The sequence below is a fragment of the Sphingobacterium sp. genome (assembly GCF_039596235.1).
In the GTDB taxonomy this organism is placed as follows: Bacteria; Bacteroidota; Bacteroidia; order Sphingobacteriales; family Sphingobacteriaceae; genus Sphingobacterium.
On the sequence record NZ_JBCNKE010000006.1, the window covers coordinates 67,228 to 86,967 of the forward strand.

The 19,740-nt window shown below is 42.1% G+C and carries 15 protein-coding genes; 7 read left to right on the forward strand and 8 right to left on the reverse strand.

The window, feature by feature from the left end; translation table 11 throughout:
* The 6 genes from hisB to ABDW32_RS13765 all read left to right on the forward strand — a co-directional run bounded on the left by hisB (nucleotide 1) and on the right by ABDW32_RS13765 (nucleotide 5,257).
* Nucleotides 1–1,140, forward strand: a complete 1,140-nt coding sequence (hisB, locus tag ABDW32_RS13740) for a bifunctional histidinol-phosphatase/imidazoleglycerol-phosphate dehydratase HisB (RefSeq protein WP_343563307.1) — start codon at nucleotides 1–3, stop codon at nucleotides 1,138–1,140.
* 121 nt (nucleotides 1,141–1,261) lie between these two features.
* On the forward strand, nucleotides 1,262–1,861 hold the full coding sequence (gene hisH, locus ABDW32_RS13745) for an imidazole glycerol phosphate synthase subunit HisH (RefSeq protein ID WP_343563309.1): 600 nt from the start codon (nucleotides 1,262–1,264) through the stop codon (nucleotides 1,859–1,861).
* 12 nt (nucleotides 1,862–1,873) lie between these two features.
* Nucleotides 1,874–2,626: a HisA/HisF-related TIM barrel protein gene (locus ABDW32_RS13750; RefSeq protein ID WP_343563310.1), complete on the forward strand. Its 753-nt coding sequence runs from the start codon at nucleotides 1,874–1,876 to the stop codon at nucleotides 2,624–2,626.
* 1 nt (nucleotide 2,627) lies between these two features.
* Nucleotides 2,628–3,380 carry an imidazole glycerol phosphate synthase subunit HisF gene (gene hisF, locus ABDW32_RS13755; protein ID WP_343563311.1) on the forward strand — a complete coding sequence of 251 codons (753 nt, stop codon included), beginning with the start codon at nucleotides 2,628–2,630 and terminating at the stop codon, nucleotides 3,378–3,380.
* Between the two features lie 153 nt (nucleotides 3,381–3,533).
* On the forward strand, nucleotides 3,534–4,118 hold the full coding sequence (hisIE, locus tag ABDW32_RS13760; protein WP_343563312.1) for a bifunctional phosphoribosyl-AMP cyclohydrolase/phosphoribosyl-ATP diphosphatase HisIE: 585 nt from the start codon (nucleotides 3,534–3,536) through the stop codon (nucleotides 4,116–4,118).
* Nucleotides 4,119–4,354: 236 nt separating this feature from the next.
* Nucleotides 4,355–5,257: a WD40 repeat domain-containing protein gene (locus tag ABDW32_RS13765; protein WP_343563313.1), complete on the forward strand. Its 903-nt coding sequence runs from the start codon at nucleotides 4,355–4,357 to the stop codon at nucleotides 5,255–5,257.
* A gap of 163 nt (nucleotides 5,258–5,420) precedes the next feature.
* On the opposite strand, the gene ABDW32_RS13770 is transcribed toward ABDW32_RS13765, so the two are convergent.
* The 5 genes from ABDW32_RS13770 to dacB form a co-directional block, all read right to left on the reverse strand.
* On the reverse strand, nucleotides 5,421–5,897 hold the full coding sequence (locus tag ABDW32_RS13770; RefSeq protein WP_343563314.1) for a GAF domain-containing protein: 477 nt from the start codon (nucleotides 5,895–5,897) through the stop codon (nucleotides 5,421–5,423).
* A gap of 194 nt (nucleotides 5,898–6,091) precedes the next feature.
* Nucleotides 6,092–7,948 carry a family 20 glycosylhydrolase gene (locus ABDW32_RS13775; RefSeq protein WP_343563315.1) on the reverse strand — a complete coding sequence of 619 codons (1,857 nt, stop codon included), beginning with the start codon at nucleotides 7,946–7,948 and terminating at the stop codon, nucleotides 6,092–6,094.
* 670 nt (nucleotides 7,949–8,618) lie between these two features.
* Nucleotides 8,619–9,200 carry a Holliday junction branch migration protein RuvA gene (gene ruvA / locus ABDW32_RS13780; RefSeq protein ID WP_343563317.1) on the reverse strand — a complete coding sequence of 194 codons (582 nt, stop codon included), beginning with the start codon at nucleotides 9,198–9,200 and terminating at the stop codon, nucleotides 8,619–8,621.
* Nucleotides 9,201–9,233: 33 nt separating this feature from the next.
* Nucleotides 9,234–11,516 carry an NADP-dependent malic enzyme gene (locus ABDW32_RS13785; protein ID WP_343563319.1) on the reverse strand — a complete coding sequence of 761 codons (2,283 nt, stop codon included), beginning with the start codon at nucleotides 11,514–11,516 and terminating at the stop codon, nucleotides 9,234–9,236.
* A gap of 93 nt (nucleotides 11,517–11,609) precedes the next feature.
* Complete coding sequence (gene dacB / locus ABDW32_RS13790; RefSeq protein WP_343563321.1) at nucleotides 11,610–13,034, reverse strand: D-alanyl-D-alanine carboxypeptidase/D-alanyl-D-alanine-endopeptidase; 1,425 nt, start codon at nucleotides 13,032–13,034, stop codon at nucleotides 11,610–11,612.
* A 366-nt stretch (nucleotides 13,035–13,400) separates the two neighbouring features.
* Here dacB and ABDW32_RS13795 point away from each other — a divergent pair, with 366 nt between their 5' ends.
* The gene (locus ABDW32_RS13795) at nucleotides 13,401–15,176 is read left to right on the forward strand and encodes an aminopeptidase P family protein (protein ID WP_343563323.1); all 1,776 of its coding nucleotides are present in this window, start codon (nucleotides 13,401–13,403) and stop codon (nucleotides 15,174–15,176) included.
* A 204-nt stretch (nucleotides 15,177–15,380) separates the two neighbouring features.
* On the opposite strand, the gene ABDW32_RS13800 is transcribed toward ABDW32_RS13795, so the two are convergent.
* The 3 genes from ABDW32_RS13800 to ABDW32_RS13810 form a co-directional block, all read right to left on the reverse strand.
* Nucleotides 15,381–15,788 carry a response regulator gene (locus tag ABDW32_RS13800; protein WP_343563324.1) on the reverse strand — a complete coding sequence of 136 codons (408 nt, stop codon included), beginning with the start codon at nucleotides 15,786–15,788 and terminating at the stop codon, nucleotides 15,381–15,383.
* Nucleotides 15,785–17,662: a PAS domain S-box protein gene (locus ABDW32_RS13805; protein WP_343563326.1), complete on the reverse strand. Its 1,878-nt coding sequence runs from the start codon at nucleotides 17,660–17,662 to the stop codon at nucleotides 15,785–15,787. The genes ABDW32_RS13800 and ABDW32_RS13805 overlap by 4 nt, the downstream gene beginning before the upstream one ends.
* 237 nt (nucleotides 17,663–17,899) lie before the next feature.
* Nucleotides 17,900–19,693, reverse strand: a complete 1,794-nt coding sequence (locus tag ABDW32_RS13810) for an alpha-L-fucosidase (protein ID WP_343563328.1) — start codon at nucleotides 19,691–19,693, stop codon at nucleotides 17,900–17,902.
* Between the last annotated feature and the right edge of the window lie 47 nt (nucleotides 19,694–19,740).

Sequence of the window (19,740 nt, forward strand, 5' to 3'; positions counted from 1 at the left end):
ATGCCTGATAACTTAAAACGTGTCCTGTTTATAGACCGTGACGGAACATTAATTTTGGAACCAGAAGATGAGCAGATTGATTCTTTTGCAAAATTAAAATTCTATCCTGGTGCTTTGCAGTACCTGCCACGTATCGCTAAGGAGCTGGATTTTGAATTGATCTTGGTTTCCAACCAAGATGGTTTAGGAACATCTTCCCATCCGGAAGAAAACTTTTGGCCTGTCCATCGTTTTGTGCTAGATACGTTTGCGGCAGAAGGTGTAGTATTTGCGAAAGAACATATCGACAAAACTTTCCCACACGAAAAGGCAGATACGCGTAAGCCAGGTATTGGTATGCTGGGGGAATATTTCGATGCAACAAAATATAATCTGAGTGAATCGTTCGTGATCGGTGACCGTGTAAATGATGTCAAACTTGCACAAAATCTTGGTGCTAAAGCCATATGGCTACGTGCAAACGATCAATTGGGGGCATTGGAAAACGTCGACATCGACCCGAATGCGGTGGCTTTGGAGACCACAGACTGGAAGACCGTCTACGAATTCCTTAAACTGGGTACACGTACGGCCGAACATCATCGTAAAACGAATGAAACCGATATTTTTATTCAACTGAACCTGGATGGTTCCGGTAAATCAGCTATTGAAACAGGGCTGCCATTTTTTGATCATATGTTGGATCAAATCGCCCGACACGGCGCACTGGACTTAACGATAAAAGCAAAAGGAGATCTTCATATCGACGAACATCATACGATTGAAGACACTGGAATTGCTTTGGGCGAAGTGTTCTTAAAGGCCTTGGGTGACAAGCGTGGTATTGAACGTTATGCGTTTACGTTGCCAATGGACGATTGTCTGGCGCAGGTTGCACTGGATTTTGGTGGCCGCAATTGGATTGTTTGGGATGCTGAATTTAAACGGGAGAAAATAGGTGATATGCCGACGGAGATGTTCTTCCATTTCTTTAAATCATTTTCTGACGCCTCCAGATCAAATTTAAATATCAAAGCTGAAGGGGATAACGAGCACCACAAGATCGAAGCAATTTTTAAGGCTTTTGCAAAATCGATCAAGAAAGCAGTACGACGGGATGCAGATCATATGCAGCTGCCAAGTACAAAAGGTGTTTTGTAGTTTTGTTTAATTAATAAAGAGTATCCTTGGGTAAATGAGTAAAGATTAACGATGTCCGAATGATGCGAAAGCTTGTGCGGTCAAAGTCTCAATACTCAAATCTCAATACTCAAATCTCAATATGATAGGAATTATTAACTATGGCGCTGGGAATATCTTCTCGCTGACTGCTGCGCTGGATCGTGTAGGGCTGAGCTATGGTATGATCAATACTGCGGCGGAAATCGATCTTTATGATCGTATTATTATTCCGGGGGTAGGCCATGCCGGAGCTGCCATGAACAAATTGCGTGAGTCAGGATTAGTACCCTATATTAAAGAATTGCGTAAACCTGTTTTGGGGATCTGTGTCGGTATGCAGCTTTTGACCGAGTATTCGGAAGAAGGTAATGCTGAGATGTTGGCATTATTCCCGCTGAAAACGTTACATTTTGATGCCGGTCTAGCGGGCAAAGTGCCTCATATGGGCTGGAATAGCGTTTCTGTACAAGCAAATAATCCTTTATTTGCGAATATTGAAGATCAGACTTATTTTTATTTTGTGCATTCGTATTATATTGAATATGATACGACGTTTACAGCCGCAAAATGCGACTATGGATTACCATTTTCAGCAGCCATTTCCAAAGATAATTTCTTTGGTGTACAATTTCACCCGGAGAAATCGGGAAAAGCAGGTGAGCAGTTGCTGCTCAATTTTTCAACTATTCAAATAGACTAAAAATATTCGATTATGTATATCATTCCAGCAATTGACGTTTTGGACAAAAAAGTTGTCCGTTTAAGAGAGGGTAACTACAACGACGTTACGACTTATGATATTAGTTTAGAAGCACAGATAGAAAACTATCGTGCAAACGGCACTGAACTGGTTCATATCATAGACCTGAATGGTGCCAAAGGTGATTTTAGTAACCAAGCCTATCTGTTCGATATTATTCAGAAGACAGATATGAAAATTCAGTATGGCGGTGGAGTAAGGAGCATTGAAAAAGTAAAAGAACTGGTAGATGCTGGAGTATACCGTGTTATCGTGGGTACGCAAGCGATTACGAACCCTTCGTTTTTAGAGGAATTAGCGACTTTAAATGAAGGTAAAGTGAAGTATGCAGATCATATTGTCATTGCAATTGATGTGTTGGATGAAGTAATCAAATACTCCGGTTGGTTAGAGAGTTCCCCGATTAAATTGATCGAATATATTGATAAATGCTTGGTACTGGGCTTCTTTAGATTTCTATGTACGGACATTAGCAAAGATGGTAAACTGGGCGGAGCAGGTGTAGAACTATACAAAAAGCTATTGAGCCATTCACCCATCATCAAATTGATTGCTTCCGGAGGTATCAGTTCCATGGATGATATTCAAAAACTTCAGGACCTCGGCGGAGTAGAATCAGTGGTCGTAGGAAAAGCAATCTATGAGAATAGAATTTCCATCGATGAAGTCAAAGATTGGAACCTTAAATCATTAATCAGATTTTAACATGCTGGCAAAACGGATAATTCCTTGCTTGGATGTTAAAGATGGGCGGACAGTAAAAGGAGTGAATTTTGTAGATCTTCGTGACGCAGGGGATCCTGTGGAATTGGCCTACGAATACTCCCAACAAGGGGCGGACGAACTCGTTTTCTTAGATATCACAGCTACACATGAAGGGCGCAAGACAACAATAGATCTTGTCAAAGCGGTAGCCCGTCAGGTAAATATCCCTTTTACAATAGGCGGTGGTATCAACGAAATCAAAGATGCCGACATCCTATTAAATGCAGGGGCGGATAAGATATCCATCAACTCTGCAGCTGTACGCAATCCCGACCTGATCAATCAAATGGCTGCAGCTTTTGGAGCACAGTTTGTTGTCGTTGCCGTAGATACAAGATCTATTGAAGGGCAGGATTTTGTTCACCTGAGCGGAGGACGGATCAAAACCGAGATCAATACCCTGGATTGGATACTGGAAGCACAGGAACGTGGTGCCGGAGAAATTCTGCTGACATCCATGGATCATGATGGTACGAAAAATGGCTTTGACAATGGATTTTTGAAAGCGGTAAACGATCGCATTCATATTCCTTTAATAGCATCCGGTGGCGCTGGAAATCAGCAGCATTTTGTCGATGTATTTCAACAGGCCAATGTGGATGCCGCCTTAGCGGCTTCTGTATTCCACTATGGGGAAATATTGATTCCGGATCTTAAACAGACATTACGCCAAAATGCTGTTGTCGTAAGATAATTGCGGATAGAGATCCAGAAATAAAGAGTAAGGATCCAGAAATATGGATCAAAGGATAAAGAATTAAAAGAGGAGAAAATAGATAGTTTGTAAGCCTTTGGCTTGCGCTACCAGAGTCTCATTACTAGATACTAAATACTAGATACGAATACAATGTTAGATTTCGCAAAAAGTGACGGACTTGTTCCAGTGATCGTGCAGGACGCCCAAACGTTGGAGGTGCTGATGCTGGGGTATATGAACGAGGAAGCTTGGCAAAAGACACAGACGGAAAAGCGTGTGACTTTTTTCTCCCGTAGCAAAAATCGTCTCTGGACCAAAGGAGAGGAGAGTGGTAACTTTTTAAATGTAAAGAGTATCCATATTGATTGTGATAAAGATACCGTATTAATTAAAGCGGATCCTATAGGACCGACCTGCCATACCGGAAGTCGGAGTTGTTTCAACACGGAATTCAATCAAAATTTCATATTGCAACTGGAACGTATCGTAAATCATCGCTACGAACATCCTTCTGACGAATCCTATGTAAACCGTCTGCGCTCAAGGGGAATTAATAAGATCGCTCAAAAAGTAGGCGAAGAAGCCGTAGAAACAGTAATCGCCGCATTAACGGAGACCGAGACTGACTTTATCAACGAGACTTCTGATCTATTGTTCCATTTGATCGTATTGCTACGTGAAAAGGGTTTTTCGTTGGAGACAATCGCTAAAAATCTTGAAAGCAGACATCAATAATGCGTGTTTTTGCTAAGCCAAGTCGTCTATCGAACATTTGTCCAGGTAAACTGTCAGATCGAACGAGGCTTTAAGGTAATATGACAAAATAGTCTTGAAAGTGCAGTATATTTGTGGATATACTGCACTTCTTTTTTTGCCTGGTCTGTTTTAAACGACAGCCGGACATTAAGTCAAAAAAGATAGGACAAGAATGGTCTCTCCGCATGTCATTGGGAGAACTTGACAATATAACTATGGATATTAAATTAAGAGCGACATTACCCGGGCATCAAAATCCCATTTTTTGCGTAGAAAAAGGATATGATCCAAATACATTCTTTACAGGAGGAAATGACAAGGGCGTGGTCGAGTGGGATATCGAAAAAAATGGGTTTAAACGGATCCTCTGTGCCGTGACTTCCTCTGTATATGCCTTAAAGTTGATTCCGGGAACGGCTATCCTAGCCATTGCCTTACGCGAGGGCAAGCTACTTTTTGTGGATGTACAGGAACAAAAACTTGTTGCGAGTTTGCAATTGGGCAAAAAAGCCATCTTTGCCCTAGCATATATCAAACAAAAAAATGAGCTCTTGGCTGTAGGCGAGGCGGGGCAGTTGCATGTGATCGATCTCGCCACCTATACAAGCATTTATGCGGTACAGCTCTCCCAAACGACCGTGCGGAGTATAGCTGTTGATGAAAATACAAACAGGATCGCATTGGGCGATAAAGAAGGTTGGGTATATTTGTTGGATAGCGTGGATTTCCATGTCATTGAACGAATGCAGCTCCATAGCATGCCCACAACTTCCTTGGCTTTTCTTGAAAATAAATTATTAAGCGGAGGCCGTGATGCGAAGCTCATGATTTCGGAAGTTGGTCAACTAAGTAATAATTTTTCATTTATCCCGCACCTTTTTACTGTTTATGGGATCTATCCACATCCATTCGAATCTTTTTTCGCCACGGTCAGTCGCGATAAATCCTTGAAATTCTGGTCAAATGCGGACTTCGCCCTGCTGAAGAATATGAGCAGGGACAAAATGCAAGATGGCCATCATTTATCTGTGAATGCTGGCGTATGGTCTGAAAATGGTCAGTATTTCTTTAGCGTCAGTGATGATAAATTAGTCAAGATATGGGAATTTCAGCAGTAAAATATTCGAAGAATAATCTACTGAAGCTCCCATAAAACAGGAGGATATAGTGTCCACTTCTGAGACGTTAGGACTTTGTATCATTGTTTTTTTAACAGGGACTAGCGCTGACCTTTGATTTGTATGTCTGAACGATAGACATAATTCTTCCGATATCCGGACACTAATTATCCAACAACTGCAAGATCTGCGTCAGGTATTTTTCATCAGTTTCATCGAAGCAGTCCAGTTCACTGCTGTCTACATCGAGCACACCTATAATTTGTCCCTGACTATATACAGGCAACACGATTTCGGAGCGTGAAAGCGAGCTACAGGCGATATGTCCGGGAAACAGCTCCACATCCGGTACAATAAGTGTTTTCTCCTTCGCCCAGGATCCGCCACATACACCCCGTCCTTTTTTTATACGGGTACAGGCCACCGGACCTTGGAATGGACCGAGAACAAGTTCTTCCGCACTGTCTACCAGATAAAATCCTACCCAAAAAAAATTAAATTGTTCTTTTAGCGCTGCCGCGATATTCGCAAGATTTGCAATCTGGTTATTTTCTCCCTGTAATAATCCTGCTATCTGCGGAAGTAAGTTTTGATATTGTTCCTCTTTGCTGCCCTTGGCAATTAGCAGATCCTCAGCCATAAAATTTCTTTTTTAAATCCTTGTAGAAATACACATTTTCCATAAACCCTTCACGCTTTCACAGCCTGCAACGACGATGGAAATCGATAGCAGGTTATTTTCTGACATCCCCAAAAAAGGTAATTCAGAAAAAAAGCGCTAATATCTGTTCAAAGTTAACAGAATATTAGCGCTTTTGAATGGGGTATGGTATATTATTTCTTTGTATTGATAATATTTACCCGGATGTAATTGCTTCTTTTTCCTGAAGGAGTCACAACGACAGCTTTGAATACACGTTCTTTACTATCTGGAACAGTCACTTTAACCGGACCTGTATACTCCCGATCCAATTCCGAAGGATCGTAGTTGTCCAGGGTATAATAGATTTTTGCACCTTCCACAGATGGTTTCAATCCGCGAATGGTGTATTCTGAGGCATATATTGTTGTATCAGAGATACCATAAACCTCGGGTACGCGATAGAATGTAGTTGTCTGATCGAGTTTTGCCAATTGGCGTGCAGCACGTTGTTCGGAGAAATTCTTCCAGTTTTTCTTTTCCGGCTGGGTCCAGGCAATCTCAGATAGGGCTAACACACGCGGTAAAATGGTAAACTCTACTTTGTTCGAAGAAGCGATATATTCTGTCCAGATATTTGCCTGAACACCCAAGACATGTTTCTTGTTGTTTTCAGAAATTTTGCTAGGCATAGGATCAGAAGAGTATACCTTAGCCAATGTCGAAAGACCTCCGATACTCAAAGGCTCTCTATTTTGATCCGCTCCTTGTTTGTGATCAAAGTAAAGACCATAGCTATTGGCCGTGATGATGACGTCATGGCCCTGGTTTGCAGCATCGATAGCTCCTTGGTCACCTCTCCAGCTCATAACAGTCGCATTTGGTGCTAAACCGCCCTCTAAGATCTCATCCCATCCAATGATACGTTTACCTTTGCCATTGATGTACTTTTCCATACGTTGGATAAAATAACTCTGCAGCTCGTGTTCATCTTTGAGATTGTTATCCTTGATTCTTTTTTGGCAATGCGGACAGGTTTTCCATCTTGTTTTAGGACATTCATCACCACCGATATGAATATATTCGCTAGGGAATAGTGGGATCACCTCGTCGATCACATCTTCCAATAGCTTAAATGTTTCTTCTTTTCCGGCACAGAATACATCATCAAATACGCCCCAGGTCTGTGCAGCAGTATATGGTCCCGGTTTATCACCACAACCGAGCTCTGGGTAAGCTGAAAGTGCTGCTAAAGCATGACCGGGCATCTCGATTTCAGGGATGACGGTAACATACTTAGATTTGGCGTAAGCCACAACATCTTTGATCTGTTCCTGGGTGTAGAAACCGCCATAAGGCGTATTATCGTAGTCACCGTCGGTTTTATAGTTACCCAGCAATGTTTGCTTGCGGTAGCCACCGATCTGTGTTAATTTGGGATGTGATTTAATTTCAATGCGCCATCCCTGATCATCGGTCAGATGCCAGTGAAAGGTATTCAATTTGTAAGAGGCCAAAATGTCAATGTACTTCTTAACAAATTCTACAGGGAAGAAATGACGGCCAACATCAAGATGCAGTCCACGGTAAGCAAATCGGGGTTCATCCTGAATGGATGCCTGCGGAATTTCGATACTCGCTTTTTTATCAACAGGTAATAACTGGATCAGCGATTGCATTCCATAAAACAGACCAGCTGCTTTACCCCCCACTGTGATCTGGTCAGAAGCAATGTTTAATTCGTATGCTTCTGTATTGGCCGACTTTGCATTTTTGGATGAAAAATAGATGCTGTTTTTACCAGGTGACTTTACTAAGGATAGGTTGAGGTTATAGTTGCTTTTTAGAAAATCCTGGAATAAAGCGGCAACTTTTTTATCCTCTTCCGTGTCAAATGCAATTTTAGTGTTTTCATTGACTTTAAATGATCCATTTTTGATCTGAACATGTTGTGGTAAGGGCACAATGTTCAACGTGATGTCTTTCTTTTCTTGCGCAAATACTGCTGCTCCTAAACTGAAAGCGAGCGCAAGTGAAAATAATTTTTTCATGTGTGAGATTATAACTGAAAATACAAACGCTAAAAATAAGGGAATAAATACGTTTTAGCAACGTCATATTGTAACAAATAGGCTGTAGCGACGTGGAGGAGGGACTTTGTGTGTTTTTGTAACTTATTGATAATGTGTTTGTTTGTCTTAGGGCAATCGTTTGTGTTATTTCTTGGAGATATACGGTGATTCATGTAGATCCATAGCCGTATTTGTCATGCGATAACTATTTTGATAGCTAACATTTTGCGCTTCTACACAGCTAGACCGATTATTCGGTTGTTGCGGCAAATAAGCCTATGTCTGGGCGGGGATAAGTTGGATACTTCTTGCTTTTTTCTAGGTTTATAACACGAATCTCAGCCGAGAATAAAAAGGACTTCATACGCGTTTATCCGAATGAAGTCCGAATGAGGTCCGTATAAGATCCGGGTTAAGTCCCTGTTAGTTTACTTTCAATTCTCAAATTGTTACCTAGATATTTGCTGTTTGAGATCGCGTATCGCTATGCGGAATTCGAATGAAGACTGCCGGTGGGAAAATAGAAAAAGGAACCGAAGTTCCTTTTCTGTTTTTTCGTATAAGCTAGCTATTTGATGTTGGCGCTATTCAACGGATCTGTTGCTCAGCTACATGTTCGTAGCCAAATCAATGGATCAATCGGCATATCTTATAGTCTCTTTAGGGCAAGTTTGATCATATCCTCTACAGAAAGATTGCTTTCTGTCTTTAGAATGGTATTCAATACTTTTTCTGCTGCAACTTTATTAAAGCCTAACATAACCAGTGCAGACAAAGCTTCGTCCGGTACGGATTGCGATTGAATGGTTGGTGAAAGTGCTTCCACGCCCTGTTTTTTCAATTTATCCTGAAGCTCCAGGATCAGACGTTGTGCTGTTTTCGGGCCGATCCCTTTAATTTTCTGAATTAAAGCAACCTGACCATTAGCAATGGCCGACTGGATTTCATCCGGGGTATTGGACGACAGGATCATCCGCCCCGTATTTGGACCGATACCTGAAACGGAGATCAGATTCTCGAAGAGCTTTTTCTCACCCTCGGTAGCAAAGCCATAAAGCGTATGGGAATCTTCCCGCACTTGCAGCGAAATAAATAATTTGCAGTTTTCCTGATCCTTGATTTGGGAAAAGGTATAAAGAGAGATGTGGACATAATAGCCAATCCCACTCACGTCGATAACAACATGAGTGGGGGCTTTATATGCTAATTTTCCATTGAAATATTCGTACATAGTACTACGAATATAGGAAGATTTTAAGCTATTCTATAAATTTTTGAGATGAGCCTGAACATCAACCACGGCAATGGTCACCATGTTGACGATTTCACGTACTGAGCTATCCAATTGCAGTACATGGATCGGTTTGTTCATACCCAAAAGAATTGGACCTACAGCTTCCGCTTCACCGACTTCCTGCAATAATTTATAGGCGATATTCCCAGATTCCAGATTAGGGAAAACAAGTGTATTTGCTGACTGTCCGTTTAAACAGCTGAATGGGAAGTTGTCAGTCAACATATCACTGTTTAAAGCAAAGTTAGCCTGTAAATCACCGTCAGCGATAATATCCGGATGCTGATCGTGTAAGATCTGTGCTGCCGCTCTTACTTTGGTTGGTGTTTTTCCTTCGCTTGAACCAAAATTAGAGTAAGACAATAAGGCAATGCGCGGTTGAATATTCATGCGTTTAACAGCTTTGTCCAAAAGCAAGGTGATATCCACAAGCTCTTGTGCCGTAGGATCCTCATTCACGGTTGTATCGCCCATGAAAATGGGACCTTTTTTGGTTAACATCATATACATACCTGCTACACGGCTGCCGGGTTTAGCACCGATAACATGCAATGCTGGACGTATGGTGTTTGCATAATTTTTGGTCATACCGGAAATCAAGGTATCCGCCTCTCCAAACTCAACCAATGAAGCACCGAAATAGTTACGGTCAAACATCAGTTTGCGCGCATCGTAGCGGGAAATTCCGCGACGTTGTCTTTTGTTATAAAGGTGTTCGATGAATTTTTTTGAACGTTCAGTTTCGCCATCAACCTCTGCAACAGGATCAATAATCTCCACTCCGTCCAATTCAAAAGCATATTCATGGATCAAACGTTCGATTTTCTCTTTTTTACCTAAAAGAATCGGGATCGCGATACCTTCCTCTTTTACGATCTGAGCAGCGCGTAAGGTTTTGTAATTATCGGCCTCAGCAAAAACAACACGTTTTGGATCTCTTTTAGCTGCCATCGTCAAGTTACGCATGATAGCATCATCTTTACCCAGGCGTTTACGCAATGCATCGCGGTATTTATCCCAGTCTTCGATTGCTGTTTTCGCTACACCAGATTCGATCGCCGCTTTTGCAACAGCCATAGAAACTTCGGTGATCAAACGTGGATCGGTCGGTTTAGGGATAATATACTCTTCCGAGAATTTTAAATTGCTGGTATTATAAGCCTGATTGACTTCTTCGGGAACAGGTTGTTTTGCCAGGTCTGCAATAGCACGTACAGCGGCAATTTTCATTTCCTCATTAATTGCTGTGGCACGCACATCCAAAGCTCCGCGGAAGATGTAAGGGAAACCCAATACATTGTTTACCTGATTCGGATAATCCGAACGGCCGGTACCCATGATAATATCGGTTCGTGTTGCCATTGCTAAATCATAAGCAATCTCCGGGTTTGGATTGGCCATCGCCAAAACAATAGGATTAGGAGCCATTGATAACAACATCTCTGGAGACATCACATCCGCAGCCGATAAGCCGATAAATACATCGGAGTCTTTTACGGCATCTGCCAAGGTGTGGATATCGCGATCTGTAGCGTATTGTGCTTTCATGCTGTCCAGATTTTCTCTATCCGTACGGATAACACCTTTACTGTCCAGCATCACAATGTTTTCTTTGCTAGCGCCTACAGAAATATACATTGCTGTACAGGACATCGCTGCTGCACCGGCACCGTTCACGACGATTTTTACTTTAGCGATATCTTTTCCGAGAATTTCACAGGCATTGATCAGGGCCGCACCCGAAATGATCGCTGTACCATGCTGGTCATCGTGCATGACCGGAATATTCATTTCCTCTTTCAGGCGACGCTCAATTTCAAAACATTCAGGTGCCTTGATATCTTCCAGGTTGATACCACCGAAAGTAGGTTCCAATGCTTTTACAATGTTAACAAACTCATCAACATTCTTGGTATCCACTTCGATGTCAAATACATCGATGTCTGCAAAAATTTTGAACAATAAACCTTTTCCTTCCATGACAGGTTTACCTGCTTGAGCACCGATATCACCTAGGCCCAAGACAGCTGTACCGTTACTGATAACGGCAACAAGGTTCCCTTTTGCGGTATATTTATAAGCATCTTCTTTATTCTCGGCAATAGCCAAACATGGCTCCGCTACGCCAGGAGAATATGCTAAAGATAAGTCTCTTTGCGAATTTGTTGGTTTTGTCGGAACAACAGCTATTTTTCCAGGTCTACCCATTGAGTGGTAAGTTAACGCTGCCTGTTTACGATTAGTGTTACTCATTACGATTTTATTAATTTAAGGCTACAAATCTATCATTCTTTTTGATATTTGGAAATATTTGCCAATATCTTATTATAAATAGACAATAATATGTTACTTCAAAACATCCAGTAATTTAAACATTTGCCTGCGCATATTGGACCCTGATCCGGAATAGTTGTTGACCAATAGCGTATAGGTAAAGGATTGTCCATTTTTATTGCTGTGGACACCCGTATATCCCAGTACGCCACCTATAGTTCCGCTTTTCATCTTCATGTCATTGTAAGTTGGCAGACTTTCATAGAATACAGGATACCAATTTTGCTTTTGGGCATACTGCATGATTTTGTTCATAGCGAGCGTGGTGACCCTATTTTGTGGTGAAAGTCCCGAACCGTCCATACTATTAAGCTCGCTGGGCTTAATGCCTAATTTAGCGTTCCAATATTTCTGGATGTAATTGGCTCCATCATCTGTGCCAGTTTTTCCGGCCGTGGTATAGGCGATCGCCTTCAATAAAGCTTCGCCATAGAGGTTGATGCTTTTTTGGTTAAACCAATAGACAATTTTATCCATGGTAGGGGATAGGTGCACATCCAGGGTCTGTTTCTGGGAGACATCTACTGAATCCATCTTAGCGCCGGTTGCAGGGGGATGGATTGCAATAATCCCCTGTTTGCTGAGGCCTTCATTCAGTTGGAAAGCCAGGTCATAGGCAGGATCGGGGGAAGCGAGTTCGATGGTCTTCTTTAAATCCTGGCCATAGGTGCCGCGGACAAATATTTTGGTTGAATAAGGTGCTGCATAGGCATACACATTGTCTCCACTGCCAGCTTTACCAGTGGTGGTTTCGTTAATAATGTTCAGATAGGGAGCTCGGGTCGTGTCTTGGATAATTTCGGCTTTTGCACCCACTTTATTGCTCGGGCTGAAATTTATACCAAAAGCATTTTCGCGCCAGTTGAGCGATGAAATGCCAGCACCGTAGTAATTGCCCATGTCTGTCCAGATCCATCCTCCCGGTAGTTGGTTGCCATTATATAGACGGTCATCAGCGATTACTGCTCCATTGATGCTTCGAATTCCCGCGTTTTGAATAGCAGTAATCCATTTGTTCAATACGATAGCTGCTTTGGTCTCTGGGTAACGTTCGCTGCCCAAGGTAGGGTCACCGGTACCCGTTACAACGATGTTGCCGTTAAGGACTCCGTTTTCATCGATTGCACCGGTATAATATAAGGTGGTTTTAAATTGATAGTTTTTGCCCAGAAAATCCAAGGCCGTTGCTGCGGTAATCACTTTCATCGTCGAGGCTGTAGCTAACCCTATATTTTCATTGGCTGCATAGATTGTTTGTCCGGTCTTTCCGTCAAACACGGTCAGCGAACTGATCGCGTTTGTTAGGTTTTCCTGACTTTGAAACTGATTGAATGCAGCCTGGATTTTGGTTCGTAGATCCTGTGCAAATAACGAACCTGTGAGGCCAGTAAATGCATAGGTCGATAGTGCAATGGAATAGAGCGCAAATTTTTTCATCCGTTTAAATTTGTTTATTCATTATTTTATTTTCCCTTTAAGGCATTCATGCTGCCTTCGGCGGTTTCATTTGCGATGAAGCTATCATGATTTACTCATTCCCGTATCGGATTATTCATTCATAATTTGTTTTTTAATTGCATTCATGAACTCGTTTCACTCGGTTTGAATAAATCATGATGATTTCATTCACATGTCATTTCGGCGGACCTTATTCTGTCCGGGTAATTGATATTCTACTTTTGTTGTGATGGGCGTATAACCTTATTATGTGCATATACGCGTAGACTCAGTTTGTTTTATTTGGCTTAAAGTTAGGCATTCGACCCTAAAAAATCCTAACTTGCATAAAATTGTATAGACGACATGAAGCATATCGAAAAATTAGCTGCTATTCGTGAGGCTATGAAGATTCAGGGAATCGATGGATATATTATTCCATCATCAGATCCTCATATCAGTGAATATTTACCAGAACGTTACAAATGTATTGCTTGGGCATCAGGGTTTACGGGTTCCGCAGGTACCCTGGCAATTACACAGGATTTTGCAGGCCTTTGGACAGATTCCCGTTATTTCGTCCAGGCAGCAGAACAATTGGAAGGAACCGGTTTTGAATTGGTTAAACTGAAAGTGCAGGCAGCGGCGGAGTATGCAGATTGGTTAGGAGAAAAATTGAATGCGGGAGCAAAAGTGGCTTTTGATGGAAATCTTGCTTCACTTTTAGTAGCGCAAGCTGTTAAAGCTGCCTTGGAACCGCTGGATATTCAGGTAGATGGCCATATTGATTTGTTATCCGATTTATGGGTAGGCAGACCAGAATTGCCAAAGGCACAGGCTTATTTGTTGCCTGAAAGTACGACCGGACAATCTACGGTAGCAAAGATCGAAGCTGTTCGGGCTGAAATGAGGAAAAATCGGACCGATGCACATTTAATCTCTTCCTTGGATGATCTGGCTTGGCTATTGAATATCCGTGGTCAGGATGTGCCCTGCAACCCGGTTGTGCTGGGATTTGTATTGATCACAGCTGATGCGGCTACACTCTACATTGAACCGTCCAAATTGAGTGCCGAAACAATTGCTGAATTAAAAGGTTACGGTGTTGACATTGCTGCTTACGAAAGCATCTACCAGACAATTGCGACATTATCAGCTAAGGCGATCCTAATTGATCCGAAACGCACCTGCTTTGCTGTATTTGACAGCGTTCCTAAATCCGTTAAAATCGTAGAAAAAATAAATCCTTCTACCACTTTAAAAGCGATTAAGAATACAATTGAAATTGAAAATAACAGACGTACTTTTGTAAAAGACGGTGTTGCGCTTACCAAGTTTTTTAAATGGCTGGAAGAAAATGTGGCCAGTGAAGAACTTTCGGAGCTGTCGATCGCAGCCAAGTTACGTGGATTCCGGGAGGAGCAAGATGGATTTGTGGATGTTTCTTTTACGACAATTGCAGGTTATCTGGATCACGGTGCATTGCCACATTATTCGGCAAATGAAAAATCCAATTATACGTTGCGTCCGAAAGGATTGTTATTGGTAGACTCCGGTGGCCAATACAAAACAGGTACTACGGATATTACAAGAGTCGTTTCGTTGGGCGGACTTACCCAGGAGGAAAAAGAAGATTATACCTTGGTGCTGAAAGGTACGATAGAGGGCTCACAGGCGATTTTTCCTGTAGGCACCCGGGGTTATCAGATAGATGCCATTACCCGTCGTCCACTGTGGGAGACATTGCGTAACTATGGTCATGGTACAGGGCATGGTGTCGGGTTTTTCCTGAATGTACACGAAGGACCGCAGGTATTTAATGCTGCGGCAATAGATGTTGCCGTTGAACCAGGTATGATTACCTCCATTGAACCGGGACTCTACCGGGTCGGTAAACATGGTATCCGTATCGAGAATTTGGTCCTGACCCGTAAAGCTGCTTCCTCTGAATTTGGGGAATTCCTGGATTTTGAGACCCTGACAATATGTTATATCGACACAGCGCTCGTGGAGAAGTCCCTGTTGGAGAAAAGACATCTTGCCTGGTTGAATAATTATAACCAATGGGTATTTGATCAACTTTCAACGCATCTTTCTAGCGAAGAAAAGAATTGGCTTGCTGAAAAATGTAAGGCTATCTAACGATCTAAATGAAAGGTCTATCCAAAAAGATTGGATAGACCTTTTTTTACTGTTTTAACCCTACCTCCCTAACCTATCATTTCAACTATTCAATGCTTTCTTTTTTTATCCGGTCAAGTTGAGCAGGTCAAATCCAGCACTTGGGCAGTATCGCATATAGACCGATAGCCGGCATTGCAATCCCCCTGTAGGAAGGGATGGTTTTTAACTGCGTGCTCTTAAAATTTCATATAGTTGTTCCTTGCCGAAAGGTTTTAAAATAAAACCGCTGATGAAAGGATAATTTGCCAATTGTTCCTGGTCGCTTTGGCTCGTGGAGGAGCTGATAATAAAGATCTGGGTCTGCTCGATAAAATCAGTTCTATCCTCTAGCGTGTCCATCAGTTCCCAACCTGTCATAAATGGCATACTGATATCAACAAACAATATGGCCGGCTTGGACGATGTGCTGATATCATGGGATTCCAGAAAATCCAAAGCATCCAGGGCATTTTTAAAGGGTAAGAATTCAATAGGGTAATCCGTAAATCCCTGAAGCATGTAGCCAAAAATGGTGCGTAAGATCGCATTGTCATCTATAAGGATGACTTTTCTTTTATTTTCCTGATTCATTGCTTTCGTTCTAAAAATTTGACGGAAAAGACGCTGCCCTCGTTGGGTTCACTTTGCACATCTATTTTGCCACCCAGAGATTCCACTTGATAGCGTGTGAGAAATAATCCGATTCCCTTACTTTCAAAGCCACGATGGAAGACCTTCTTAAACATGAAGAGCTGGGATTTATATTTCGGTAAATTAATACCTAGTCCATTATCCTTGACTGTCAATAAGGTACCATCTTCCTCCAAAGTAGTCCGGATCTCAATATAAGGGGCCTTATCCTTGGCTGTAAATCGGAGGGAATTGCTGATGAGGTTACTGAGAATACTTTCTAGGTAAATTTTGGGGTAATGGATACTTGTTACATTAAATTCGACGGAAATCGTTGCATTCTTTTGCTGTATTTCCTCCATATATTGGTGCTTTACCTTGTGATATACATGAAGGAAATCGCAGTTTTCAAATATGAGGGATTTATTTGAACGTAATTCAAGGATATCTCCCAGTTCCTGCAGAGTTTCGGTAAGCTGTCCAGTGCTGATTTTTAGGAGGTTCAGGAATTCAGCCTTTACCTGTTCATCTTCCGTTACTTGCAGTTCATCGATGAGCATCGGCATATTACTCAAGGGCCCCTTTAGGTTATGGGCAAGGATATGCGCAAATTCTTCAAGTTGTCTGACTTTGGTTTCAAGGTCCATTTTAACCAGATCAGATTCTAATTTTTGCCGTTTTAGGATCTCGATATTTTTCTTTGATTCGGAAATATCCTGGATCTGAACAATTAGAAACAGCGGGGTATTGGCATTGTCAAAGACTCCGGCGATAGTGACGGAGCACCATACAAAGTGACCGAGTTTGTGCCGATAGCGTTTTTGGATCGTAAAGCTTTCAATTTCACCCCGAATCAGTTTTTTACGGAGCTCAATCTCGCGTTCGACGTCATCCGGGTGTGTATTGGAAGAGAACCGCGTTGTTGACATTTCTTCCTGTGTGTAGCCAAGGATTTTTGTCAGTGTTTGGTTTGATTCAATACAGTAGCCATCGAGGTTTGTCAGGGCAATCCCCAGACCCGAGAAATGAAAGGCCTGATTGAATTTATGTTCGTTAAAACGTATTTTTTCCGTTGATTCGATCTGTTTTGTAATATCTGCGATGACCAGGGCAACGCGGTTTTGAGCACGGTGAATAGGTTTTATCTGTAGACTGTACCATTTGCCTTTATGTTGTTCGGAAGGAGACTGAAATTCCATTTTAAACTCACGGTCAAGCTTGAGCGAGTTCTGGATCAGTTGAATTGTGGGTATGGCGAGGTCTGCCGGAAAAAGTTCGGTCAGGCTTTTATTTAGAAATTCTTCGGGTGGGTAAAAGAGCAGTTTGGTGTCGTTGGTCCAATAATTTTTAAATACCCCCGTGTCGGTGACTTCAAAAACAAGATCGTTGAGCGAGGCGACGAGTAATTGCAGCTGATGTTGTTTGTCTTTTAAGATCTGGTTCTGATTGACGAGCTTGGAGACATCGAAGAAAGACAGCTGCAGGCCGGTATTGTCCTCTTCCCTGAACGGATTGATATGAAATACGAACCATTTAAACCGGTCTTCAATTGCGATACCCAGAATTTTTTCTTCATGGACCCGACTGTCGTCAGAACTGATCTGGAAGGGAGCCTGTTCTGCTATGAGCGCAGAAGTATCGTCCGATGAATAGAATGTAATTAATTCATGTAGTTTTTTGCCTTTAGTCTCCGTCTTGCCTAAACCTAAAAGCTCACCTGCACGTGCGTTGAGATGTAGAATGCTTCCATCTTTTAAAATTGTAATCGATCCTTCTAACCCCGAACATTGCGTTTGAGCGGAAGATGTAGATAAAGAGTCCCGTTGCAGATGCATTGTCCGACAATTTTTAGGATTAATTTACTCATTTATAAGTGAAGAGACCGGTCCAGTCTCGATTTACAAAATTGGTAACTTTTACTCCAAAATAATAAAAAAAATATTAAAATAGGTCACTTTTGTTTAATAAGCTGTGAAGCAAGTTGTTAGATGAAAGCGGCTGAAAAGCCAAAAACCTCTGACTTTAGGTCAAAGGTTTTTGATGATTCTTAAGAGGCATTTATGCCAAATCGTTTAATTTTTTACTTTTTCCAGCCATAACCAATTAAACCAGAAGGGAAGTTGTTGCTGGCTTTTGTAGGTCAATATATATTTCCCGGGTCTATCAAATTTGAATGTGCCAACGCGTTTTTCTACAAATTCTTCGGTATAGTTGTTTTCATTTGGTTCAACAACCATTTTCTTTGTAGGCCCGAAACTTCCATTGAGTTGTTGGCTGGCAATGCCGATTTCAAATGGAATATTTTCTTGATTTGGATTGTGGGCAGATAGATCTACCGCATATGTGCCCGCTTCTGTGACGGTGACTTCCCAGTCTATCTTCGTATTTCCGGTGAGGACGGCGTGGGTTGGATTTTTCCCATTGTAACGTATTATTTTCAGCTCATTATTCAGACTATTGGTTGATTTTAGGGAAAAACCACCAAAAGTTGATTCCGCGACGGTATTTTTGTCCAGTTCCAAGGGGCCATCGAAGGTCAATTTTATTTCTGATACATAATGATCGGGCTGGTCTCCAGGTAAGTCAATATGTATGGAACTCAGTTTCTGTTCATAGTTCAACGTCGTTAAATTGTTTCCCTTCATCAGCTCGATAGTGGACGGTTTGGATTTGATACCTGTAATACGAAGTTTGTGATCCAGGGGCCAGTTGAATATATGCGCATAGACAAGCGTTTTATTTTGTTCAGTTTTGGTGGTGAGGTATCCCCAGTCAAAGTGGTTGTTTTTTAAAGCAAGGCCAGTGCCACCATAGATGCCTTGCCCATAGGTGTTCAACCAGTTGCCAACCTCGTGCAGACGGCTGACACTTTCGTAAGGGACAGTACCATCGGCGCGGGGGCCAATATTAAGGGTGAATCCGCCGTTGAGACTGACGTTTGAAATCAAGGACTGAAAGATCTGGCTGGTGGATTTCCATTCGTTTTCCTGTCCATTATAGCCCCAGGAGTGTGCGATAGTGCCCGGTGTCTCCCAAGGGTGAGCGATATATTTGCTGCCAAACTGATTGTCTCCAAGGGTCTCGAAATCTACATTTTCGGCATCTGTCGGAAGTCCTAAACGCGAATTGATCAGGCAGTTGGGCTGTAGTTCGCGGATCAATTTCACCACCTGAAGCAACTGTTCTTTTTTGATAATGGATTTCTGGTAGGGGATCCACATGTCAAACCATATCAGTGAAATATCGCCGTAGTTGCTCATAAGTTCACGCAGCTGGGGGATTACTTTTTCCTGCCAATACTGATTGTATTGGGCATCGGTTACATGTCCGGACAATTCTTGCTGATGATTCCAGCCATAGGGATGTTCCCAGTCGATCCAATGCGAGTAGTAAAAGCCAAGTTTCATACCATGTTTTTTACAGGCAGCTGCAATTTCCTTGATCACATCGCGGTTGGAACCGCTCAATTTGGGTAAACTATAGCTGCCCACTTTGGTATCCCATAGCGCCACACCATCGTGATGTTTGGCCGTGATGATCATGTATTTCATCCCGGCCTCCTTGGCGAGGAGTACCCACTTTTCAGGATCGATCTTGTCCCAGTCAAAGCGTTTGGCTAAGCCGCCATATTCTTCTTTCGATACGCGGTTGCGGTAGCGCAACCATTCCGCGTAATTGTTCATGTAGCGTAAAGGCTCTCCTTTCCACATGCCCTCGGCAGCGCTGTATAGTCCCCAGTGGATAAACATGCCAAAGCGGGCATCTTTAAACCAGTCTGCCTTTCCCTTGTCCTGAGCAAGAAGCCTTGTTGCAGCACTGAGCAGCAGTAAAGATAAGATTGCGATTCGTTTGAGTTGTGGTATCATAAAGGTTGTTATTTTTTGGATGACAAGATAAGTAAAAAAAAGAATAC

Excerpts from the sequence above, each read along its gene's own strand:
- ABDW32_RS13785 (WP_343563319.1), bottom strand. The coding sequence starts at position 11,516 with ATGAGTAACACTAATCGTAAACAGGCAGCGTTAACTTACCACTCAATG.
- ABDW32_RS13805 (WP_343563326.1), bottom strand. The coding sequence starts at position 17,662 with ATGCATCTGCAACGGGACTCTTTATCTACATCTTCCGCTCAAACGCAA.
- ABDW32_RS13765 (WP_343563313.1), top strand. The coding sequence starts at position 4,355 with ATGGATATTAAATTAAGAGCGACATTACCCGGGCATCAAAATCCCATT.
- ABDW32_RS13770 (WP_343563314.1), bottom strand. The coding sequence starts at position 5,897 with ATGGCTGAGGATCTGCTAATTGCCAAGGGCAGCAAAGAGGAACAATAT.
- ruvA (WP_343563317.1), bottom strand. The coding sequence starts at position 9,200 with ATGTACGAATATTTCAATGGAAAATTAGCATATAAAGCCCCCACTCAT.
- ABDW32_RS13775 (WP_343563315.1), bottom strand. The coding sequence starts at position 7,948 with ATGAAAAAATTATTTTCACTTGCGCTCGCTTTCAGTTTAGGAGCAGCA.
- ABDW32_RS13750 (WP_343563310.1), top strand. The coding sequence starts at position 1,874 with ATGTATATCATTCCAGCAATTGACGTTTTGGACAAAAAAGTTGTCCGT.
- ABDW32_RS13800 (WP_343563324.1), bottom strand. The coding sequence starts at position 15,788 with ATGAATCAGGAAAATAAAAGAAAAGTCATCCTTATAGATGACAATGCG.
- hisF (WP_343563311.1), top strand. The coding sequence starts at position 2,628 with ATGCTGGCAAAACGGATAATTCCTTGCTTGGATGTTAAAGATGGGCGG.
- ABDW32_RS13810 (WP_343563328.1), bottom strand. The coding sequence starts at position 19,693 with ATGATACCACAACTCAAACGAATCGCAATCTTATCTTTACTGCTGCTC.
- hisIE (WP_343563312.1), top strand. The coding sequence starts at position 3,534 with ATGTTAGATTTCGCAAAAAGTGACGGACTTGTTCCAGTGATCGTGCAG.
- hisH (WP_343563309.1), top strand. The coding sequence starts at position 1,262 with ATGATAGGAATTATTAACTATGGCGCTGGGAATATCTTCTCGCTGACT.
- hisB (WP_343563307.1), top strand. The coding sequence starts at position 1 with ATGCCTGATAACTTAAAACGTGTCCTGTTTATAGACCGTGACGGAACA.
- ABDW32_RS13795 (WP_343563323.1), top strand. The coding sequence starts at position 13,401 with ATGAAGCATATCGAAAAATTAGCTGCTATTCGTGAGGCTATGAAGATT.
- dacB (WP_343563321.1), bottom strand. The coding sequence starts at position 13,034 with ATGAAAAAATTTGCGCTCTATTCCATTGCACTATCGACCTATGCATTT.